General features: G+C 74.6%; 8 protein-coding genes. 4 read left to right on the forward strand and 4 right to left on the reverse strand.

Going from position 1 to position 8499, the window contains the following annotated elements:
- Positions 1-31: 31 nt before the first annotated feature.
- The gene (locus ACFQ3T_RS31755; RefSeq protein WP_380729011.1) at positions 32-1552 is read left to right on the forward strand and encodes an acyl-CoA carboxylase subunit beta; all 1521 of its coding nucleotides are present in this window, start codon (positions 32-34) and stop codon (positions 1550-1552) included.
- A gap of 78 nt (positions 1553-1630) precedes the next feature.
- Here ACFQ3T_RS31755 and ACFQ3T_RS31760 read toward each other — a convergent pair whose 3' ends face one another.
- On the reverse strand, positions 1631-3085 hold the full coding sequence (locus ACFQ3T_RS31760; protein ID WP_380728997.1) for an MFS transporter: 1455 nt from the start codon (positions 3083-3085) through the stop codon (positions 1631-1633).
- A gap of 309 nt (positions 3086-3394) precedes the next feature.
- The gene (locus ACFQ3T_RS31765) at positions 3395-4483 is read right to left on the reverse strand and encodes a VanZ family protein (protein ID WP_380728999.1); all 1089 of its coding nucleotides are present in this window, start codon (positions 4481-4483) and stop codon (positions 3395-3397) included.
- A 122-nt stretch (positions 4484-4605) separates the two neighbouring features.
- Here ACFQ3T_RS31765 and ACFQ3T_RS31770 point away from each other — a divergent pair, with 122 nt between their 5' ends.
- Both ACFQ3T_RS31770 and ACFQ3T_RS31775 read left to right on the forward strand, forming a co-directional pair.
- On the forward strand, positions 4606-5031 hold the full coding sequence (locus ACFQ3T_RS31770) for a hypothetical protein (protein ID WP_380729001.1): 426 nt from the start codon (positions 4606-4608) through the stop codon (positions 5029-5031).
- 108 nt (positions 5032-5139) lie between these two features.
- The gene (locus tag ACFQ3T_RS31775; protein WP_380729003.1) at positions 5140-5979 is read left to right on the forward strand and encodes an alpha/beta fold hydrolase; all 840 of its coding nucleotides are present in this window, start codon (positions 5140-5142) and stop codon (positions 5977-5979) included.
- A gap of 7 nt (positions 5980-5986) precedes the next feature.
- On the opposite strand, the gene ligD is transcribed toward ACFQ3T_RS31775, so the two are convergent.
- Positions 5987-6973 (reverse strand): non-homologous end-joining DNA ligase, encoded by a 987-nt coding sequence (gene ligD / locus ACFQ3T_RS31780; RefSeq protein WP_380729005.1) that lies wholly within the window; start codon positions 6971-6973, stop codon positions 5987-5989.
- A gap of 99 nt (positions 6974-7072) precedes the next feature.
- On the reverse strand, positions 7073-7924 hold the full coding sequence (locus tag ACFQ3T_RS31785) for a helix-turn-helix domain-containing GNAT family N-acetyltransferase (RefSeq protein WP_380729007.1): 852 nt from the start codon (positions 7922-7924) through the stop codon (positions 7073-7075).
- A 100-nt stretch (positions 7925-8024) separates the two neighbouring features.
- Here ACFQ3T_RS31785 and ACFQ3T_RS31790 point away from each other — a divergent pair.
- On the forward strand, positions 8025-8499 hold a 475-nt coding region (locus tag ACFQ3T_RS31790; RefSeq protein ID WP_380729009.1), incomplete at its 3' end, for an FAD-dependent oxidoreductase.

Raw genomic sequence — 8499 nt, forward strand, 5'->3', positions numbered from 1 at the left:
CGCCGCGGCGGTCGAGCGGACCGGGCCGAGCATGGCGGAGCTGCGCGAGGAGCACGGCCGGCGGCGCTCGCGGATCGCCGCGGGGCGGCGGGAGGCGGTGGAGCGGCAGCACCGCCTGGGCAAGCGGACCGCGCGAGAGCGGCTGGACCTGTTGCTGGACGTCGGGTCGTTCGTCGAGGTCGACCTGTACCGGCGCGGCGCGGGGGGCGGGCCGCACACGGACGGCGTGGTGGCGGGCTCGGGCACCGTGGACGGCCGCCGCGTCTTCGTGTACGCGCAGGACTTCACCATCTCGGGCGGGTCGCTCGGCGCGCAGCACGCGGCGAAGATCCAGAAGGTGATGGACCTCGCGGTGGCCACCGGGTCCCCCATCGTCGCGCTGAACGACAGCGGCGGCGCCCGCATCCAGGAGGGTGTGCTGGCGCTGCACGGCTACGGCGGCATCTTCCGCCGCCAGGTGGCCGCGTCCGGCGTGATCCCGCAGATCGCGGTGGTGCTGGGCCCGTCGGCGGGCGGCGCGGCCTACTCCCCCGCGTTGGCCGACTTCACGTTCATGGTGCGCGACACCGCGCAGATGTACCTGACCGGGCCGGACATCGTGGCGCAGGTGACCGGCGAGCGGGTCAGCCACGCCGACCTCGGCGGCGCGGACGTGCACGGGTCGCGTTCCGGTGTGGCGTCGTTCGTCCACGACGACGAGGAGTCCTGCCTCGAAGGCGTGCGCGAGCTGCTGTCGTTGTTGCCGGACAACAACCTCGTGCCGCCGCCCGCGCTGCCCCCGTGCGGGGCGGAGACCGACTACCGGCCGCGGCTGGCGGAGATCGTGCCGGTGGAGCCGAACCGGCCCTACGACATCCGGTCCGTGCTCGCCGAGGTCGTGGACGACGGGGACTACCTCGAAGTGCACGAGCACTGGGCGCGGAACGTGGTGTGCGCGTTGGCGCGGATCGACGGCCACGTGGTCGGCGTGGTCGGCAACCAGCCGGTCGTGCTGGCGGGCGTGCTGGACATCAGCGCGTCGCAGAAGGCGGCCCGGTTCGTGCGGTTCTGCGACGCGTTCGGCATCCCGCTGGTGTCGCTGGTGGACGTGCCCGGTTTCCTGCCGGGCACGGAGCAGGAGCTGGGCGGCGCGATCCGGCACGGCGCGAAGCTGCTGTACGCGTACTGCGAGGCGACCGTGCCGCGGGTACAGGTGATCCTGCGCAAGGCGTACGGCGGCGCGTACATCGTGATGGACTCCCGCTCGGTCGGCACGGACCTGTCGCTGGCCTGGCCGACGAACGAGATCGCGGTGATGGGCCCGGAGGGCGCGGTGAACCTGTTGCACCGCCGGGAACTGGCCGCGTCGGACGACCCGGCGCGGTTGCGGGCGGCGCTGGTCGAGGACTACCGGTCGGAGCTGATGCACCCGTACCACGCGGCCGAGCACGGGCTGGTGGACGACGTGATCGACCCGGTGGAGACGCGTGCCGCGATCGCGCGCGGACTCGCCGTGCTGCGGGACAAGCGGGCCGAGCCGCCACGCCGCAAGCACGGCAACGCACCGCTGTGACCGCGCCCGTCCGACCACTGTGGACGAACGTCGGGCCGGTCACCCCACGCCCCCTGGTGGGGTGACCGGCCCGACGCGTCAGCTCACCGCCTGCGCGGCGGGATCGGCGGTCGGGGCCCCGGCCGCCTTCCGGCGCGCCAACCCGCTCGCCACGATCAGCACCGCGACCCCGGTCGCGATCACCGGCAGCAGGTACGCGTGGTGGAAGCCGGTGAGCATCGCGCCCTCGCCGGTGCCCGCCGCCGCGCTGAGCGACGCCGCCCCGGCCAGCCCGAGCGCGCCGCCGAACTGGAACGAGGTGTTCCAGACCCCGCCCGCGAGGCCCTGCTCCTCGTCCGCGACGCCTTCCACGGCGACGATCGTGAGCGGGCCGTAGACCAGCGTGAACGCCAGGCCGAGCAGCACCATGGTCGGGCACACGCCAGTCCAGTAGCCCGCGTCGGCGGGGATGCCGAGGAACAGCGCGTAGCCGACGACCGCGAGCAGCAGGCCGACGAGCATGACCTTGTGGTTGCCGAACCGGTCGACCAGCTTCGGCGTCACCGTCGGCGCGAGGATCGAGTCGATGCCGACGACGAGCAGCGCGACGCCCGTCTCCAGCGCCGTCCAGCCGCGCAGGTCCTGCAGGTACAGCACGGTGGTGAACTGGAACCCGACGAACGACCCGGCGAACAGGACGGTGGCGAGGTTCGCGCGCACGAGGTTCGCGCCGCGGAACAAGCCGAGCCGGACCAGCGGCGCGCTCGACCTCCGTTCCACGACCACGAACGCCACCAGCAGCGCGGCGCTGACCGCCGCCGTCACCGCGGTCTCCCCCACCGTAACCTCGGGCGCCATCACGATCGTGTAGACCGCGCCGACCGCGCCCAGGGTCACCGTGATCGCGCCGACCACGTCGTACTTCTGCCCGGGGACGCGCCGCGGCGGCTCGTCGCGCTCGATGAGCTTGACCGCCAGCACGAGGATGATCGCGGCGAGGATGACGGGCGCGAAGAACACCCACCGCCAGCCCAGGGCCGTCAGCAGGCCGCCGACGACCAGGCCCAGCGAGAACCCGCCCGCCGCCGTGCCCGCGTACCAGAGCAGCGCGCGGTTGCGCACGGGTCCTTCGGCGAAGCTGGTGGTGATCAGGGACAGGCCGGCGGGCGTCATGAAGGCGGCGGCGAGGCCGGTCACGGCGCGGGACGCGATGAGCATCCAGCCGTCGGTCGCCAGGCCGCCGAGGCCGGAGAACACGACGAACACGGCCAGCCAGAAGACGAACATGCGGCGGCGGCCGAGGAGGTCGGCGGCGCGCCCGCCCAGCAGCATGAAGCCGCCGTAGGTGAGCACGTAGGCGCTGACGACCCACTGGAGCTCGCCGGGCGCCATGCCGAGGTCGGCGCGGATCGCGGGGAGCGCGACGCCCAGCATCGAGACGTCGACGCCTTCGAGGAAGATCGAGCCGCACAGCACGAACAGCAGTGCGCGGGCACGGGCGCTCATGCGGGTGACGCCACCGTCGACGGGTGGGCTCTGCGGTGTCGTGGACACGTCAGCGGGCTTCCTTCCGGGGATTCGAGGGCGTGCCGGCAGCGCCGCGCGGGCGGTTTCCGTTGGGCACGTTGGGTTCCTCAAGTGTGTAAACGCATGATCAGCGACCACGCGCACACGCGGAAGAAGGCACTTCGAAGTCACCGGGTCACCGCGGAGTAACCGAGGACTCCCGGTGTCACCATCGGCACGCCGACGCGGTCCGGAACCGCTGGCGCACCGACACCGTCCTACACCGCGGGCGCACCGACACGGTCCTACACCGCCGGGCACTGACGCGGTCCTACGCCGTCGTCGGGCCGACGCGTCCTATGCCACCCTCGCGCCGACGCGTTCCTGTCGCGTGGCCGTGCGGGTGCCCGCCACCAGACCGACGACGCTGCGCCGATCACGGCGCGCCCGCGCGGCCAGCCCGACCACGACGGCCGCCACCGGCACGACACCGCCCCACCCCGCGGAGAACAGCAGCAGCACCGGCAGCCACCACACCGCGAACCGCACCACCACCGACCGCGCGGACGCCGCGTCGCCGGTGCGCGCGTCGACCGGGGCGATGTGGAACACCGCCTGCCCCGGCGTGGCGCGGTCGGCGCGCAGCAACGGCACGACGACCGTCGCCACCACCGGCGCCACGATCCCCAGCACGATCCCGAACCAGTCGGACCGCGCGAGGTCGGTGAGCCACGTCGTCCCGGTGCCCGCGCCGATCAGCGCGAGGACGACCCGGCAGCCGATCTGGGCCAGCGACAGGGTGAGCAGGTCGCCCGCGAACGCCAGGCCGCGGCGGAGCAGTCCGGGCGGCCCGGTGTCCGCGACGGGTTCGGGCACGGCCGCCGGCAGCGCGCGGCCGACCCGCCACGCGACCAGCCAGCCCACCACCGCGCCCGCCGTGTTCGTCATCAGGTCGTCCACGTCGGCCACCCGGTACGGGCACGGGTAGAGGCCGAACGCCGCCGTCCCCTGGGTGACCTCCACGGCGAGCGACACGAACAGCCCCAACGCCGTCGTCGCCGCCAGTCCACGGCGGAACCGGTAGCGCAGCAGGAAACCCAGCGGCACGAACAGCACCACGTTCAGCGCCACCTGGAGGAACGCCGGGCTGGTCGGCGAGAACCCGGCGGCGGCGATGTCGTCCAGCGACGCGAACGGCCGCGTCTGCCAGTAGTCGCGCGGCGACCGGTCCGGGCAGAACCCCTCGGTCACGGTCGGCAGCGGGAACAGCGTGAACGCGATCAGCCCGCACCCGTACAGCGCGCTGCCCGCCGCCACCGCCGCCGACCACCCGCGCAGCCGCCCGTACCGCCGGTACTGCCGGTGCACCCAGGGCAGCACCACGACCGGCAGCAGCAGCGCGAACAGCACCACCGTGATGATCGACTCGCTGAACCGCACCGACACGGCCGCCACGCTAAGCCGCGCTCCCCCGTCCCGCGCGCCGGTCACCTGACCGGGTGGCCGAACCGGCGTGGCACCCGGCGCCGAACCCCGTGGTGGAGCACTTCCGCGAAGGATGGGGATCGATGGACGACTCAGCCGCGTGTGCCGCCACCCGTTACGCCGACCAGCTGCGCGCGACCGTGGAACGCCTCGCCCTCGCCATCGGCAGGCGCCGGCCGCTGGTCCTGTGCGACGGCAACATCCACCTGCCCACCGGGCACGGCATCGCGGGGCTCGTGGTGAGCGCCCACGTCGGCGCGCGGGTGGACGCCGTGCTGCCGGCGTTGGCGTTGTCGGTCGACCGGTGGGCCTTCCTGGTGGACACCGCGGGCGTGGCCGTGCCCGTGCTGCCGCCGCGCGTGCGGCTGGTCGACGGCGGCCGCTACCTGCCGCTGCCGCCGAGCGTCACCGCGGACGGCCCCGTGACGTGGGTGCACGAACCCGTCGCCGCGCTGCCCCGGCTGACCACCGTGCTCGGCCTGCTGCGCCTGAGCGCGCCCCGGTGGTGACGGCCAACTCGGTACCCCGGCCGGCGGTGGCGGACGCCGACGGCGGCCACCGACACGACGCGCCAAAGCCGATTGTGGGAGGCGGCGCCCGGCTGCGATGATCCATTCGTGCCGGACCTCGTAGCGCGTGACGGAACCAGGCTCGCCTACCACGTGGTCGGGGACGGGCGGCCGGTGATCTGCCTGGCGGGCGGCCCGATGCTCGATTCCGCCTATCTCGGGGACCTGGGCGGCCTGTCGCGGCGCCGGCAGCTGGTGCTGGTCGACTACCGGGGCACCGGCAGCTCGCAGACGCCGCGCGACCTCACGTCGTGCCGCTGCGACCGCCTGACCGACGACGTGGAGGCGCTGCGGGACCACCTCGGCCTCGACCGGGTGGACCTGCTCGCGCACAGCGCGGGCGCGAACGTCGCCGCGGCGTACGCGACCCGCCGGCCGGAACGGGTGGGCAAGGTCGTCATGGTGACGCCGAGCGTGATCGGCGTCGGCATCACCCCCACCAGCGAGACGCGGCGCGAGGTCGTCCTGCGGCGGGAGGCCGAGCCGTGGTTCGGCCCGGCGCGGGAGGCGTTCGAGGCGGTGACGGCCGGACGCGCCACCCCCGAGGACTGGCTGGGCATCGCGCCGCTCACCTACGGCCGGTGGGACGGTGCGGCGCGCGCCCACCACTCGGACATGGAGCAGCGGCGACGCCCGCAGGTGGCCGCCGCGTTCGGCGCGGACGGCGCGTTCGACCCGGAGGCGACCAGGGCGGGCCTCGCCGCGTTCGACGGGCCGGTCCTGGTGCTCGCCGGCGCGGTCGACGTGAGCGCGCCGCCGGCCGTCGTGGCGGAGTTCGCCGCGCTGTGGCGGGACGCCACCCTGGTCACGCAGGAGGGCGCCGGGCACTTCCCGTGGCTGGACGACCCCGCCCGGTTCACCAAGGTCGTCGGCTCCTACCTGGGCTGACCGGCGGTCACCCGGGCGGTGGCATCCGCACGTCGCCGGGGTCCTTGTCGGGGCGCAGGCCGCGCCACGACGAGTGCCGCAACCGGCCGTCCGCGGTCCACGTGCGGTACTCGACCTCGCCGACCAGTTCCGGCCGCACCCAGTGCGCGCGGCGGGCGTGGTCGAGCGGCACGGGGCCCGCGAACGGCGACTTCGGCACGGCCAGCGGGCCCAGCCGGTCCTGGAGGTCGACCAGCGCCGCGTGCGTGAAGCCGGTGCCGACCTTGCCCACGTACCGCAGCCCGTCGTCGGTCAGCACGCCGAGCAGCAGCGACCCGACCGTGCCCGCGCGCCGCCCGTCGCCGGGGCGCCAGCCGCCGATCAGCACCTCCTGGGTGCGCACCAGCGGCACCTTCACCCACGCCGGCGACCGCCGACCCGGCTCGTACCGGGACGAGACGCGCTTGGCGACCACGCCCTCCAGCCCGTACTCCTCGGCGACCGCCAGCACGTCCCGGCCGTCGACGTCGCGGAACGAGGGCGGCACCCGCACCTCGGCCCGGCCGCCCAGCCCGAGGCCCGCGAGCTCGTGCCGCCGCGTCGAGTACGGCTCGCCGAGCAGCGAGCGGCCGTCGAGGTGCAGGAGGTCGAACACGTAGTACACGACGGGCACGCGGGCGATCAGGTCGGCGCCGGGGCGGGCGACGTGCATCCGGGACTGCAGCCGGCCGAAGTCGGGCTGCCTGCCCTCGCCCAGCGCGACGATCTCCCCGTCGAGCACGGCGTCGCGGTCGCCCAGGAGCGCGGTGAGCGCCCTGACCTCCGGGTAGGTGGCGGCGACCTCGAGGTCGTTGCGGGTCATCGCCCGCACCCGGCCGCCGCGCGCGTAGGTGATCGCGCGGACACCGTCCCACTTGAACTCGAACGCCCACCCGGTCCCGTCGGGCACGCCCCCGGACGAGGCCAGCACGGGCCGGATCAGCTCGGGGAAACCGGACTCGGCGCGCAACGGCATGCGACCGTCCCTTGTAGACGGACCTTCACGCCCAGTGTCACCCCGCCGGACCGCCGCCGCACGTCGGGCCGCCCCTCGATCGGGGGCATCCGCGGCCGGTCAGCAGGTCGGCGCCGACTCCGACCGGCTGCGGCGTTCGAGCATGACGGTGTCGCGCCACACGCCGTGGTGCCGCGCGATGCGCTCGCGGACGCCCACCGTGCGGAAGCCGGCCGAGTGGTGCAGGGCGATGCTGGCCCGGTTCTCCGGGAAGATCGCGGTCTGGAGCGTCCACAGGCCGCCCTCGTCGGCCGCCGTCACCTGCCGGTGGAGCAACGCCTTGCCGACGCCGCGGCCGCGGAACCCGTCGCCGACGTAGACGGAGGTCTCGGCGACGCCGGAGTAGCACTCGCGGTTGGACACGGGCGTGGCGGCGGCCCAGCCGGCCACCCGGCCGTCGATCTCGGCGACCCATCGGTGCTCGGGCAGCCACTTGGCCTCCAGCGTGCGGCGGCTGGGCGCCTCGGTCTCGAACGTGGCGTTGCGGGTGGCGATGCCCTCGGCGTAGACGCGGCGCACGTCGGCCCAGTCGTCCTCGCGCAGGGCGCGGACGGTGACGTCGGCGGGCAGGTCCGCGGGGCAGCACGGCCGGGTGACGATCGTGCCCATGACGGCGTCGGCGGCGTGCGGCAGGCCGGTGCAGCACGCCGGGTTGACCGACACGAGCGTCGCGGTGCCCTCCTTGCGCAGCCGGACGAACCCCACGTCGGCGAGCTTGCGCAGGTGGTGGGAGCACGTGGACTGGCTGATGCCGACGGCCTCGGTGAGCGCGCCGACGGTCATCTCGCCGGGGTGGGTGGCGACGGTGTGCAGCAGCCGCACCCTGGTCGGGTCGGCCAGGCAGGCGAACCACTCGGCGTAGGTGGTGGCGTCCTCGGGCGCGAGGCCGGGCACGGGGAGCGTCGTCGTCATGAGCCAAGAGTATCGACAAACACCGATGGTTGCCTCAATCGACCGGGTTCGATACATTCTCGCTCGTTAGATCGAGCTATGTCGATGAATGGGGTGTCCGATGGACGAGCCGGTGGTCGTGGTGGGCGCGGGTCCGGTCGGGTTGGCGGCGGCGGCGCACCTGCTGGAGCGCGGGATGACGCCGGTCGTGCTGGAAGCCGGCCCGCGGGCGGGGGCCGCGGTGGCGCGCTGGCGTCACGTCCGCCTGTTCTCGCGGTGGTCGGAGCTGGCCGACCCGGCCGCGCGCCGCCTGCTGGAGCGCACCGGGTGGCGGGCGCCCGACCCCGACGCCCACCCCACCGGCGAGGAGTGGGTCGCGCGGTACCTCGCGCCGCTGGCCGACGCTCTCGGCGACCACGTCCGCGTGAACGCGCGGGTGGTCGGCGTGGCCCGCCGCGGCCGTGACCGGGTCGTGGACGCGGGCCGCGACAGCGAGCCGCTGACCGTGCACGGCGAGGACGGCGGGCGGATCACCGTCCGCGCCGTGGTGGACGGCGCCGGCACGTGGGGCGGGCCGAACCCGCTGGGCGGCGACG

This window comes from Saccharothrix hoggarensis (assembly GCF_042678885.1).
Lineage (GTDB): Bacteria > Actinomycetota > Actinomycetes > Mycobacteriales > Pseudonocardiaceae > Actinosynnema > Actinosynnema hoggarensis.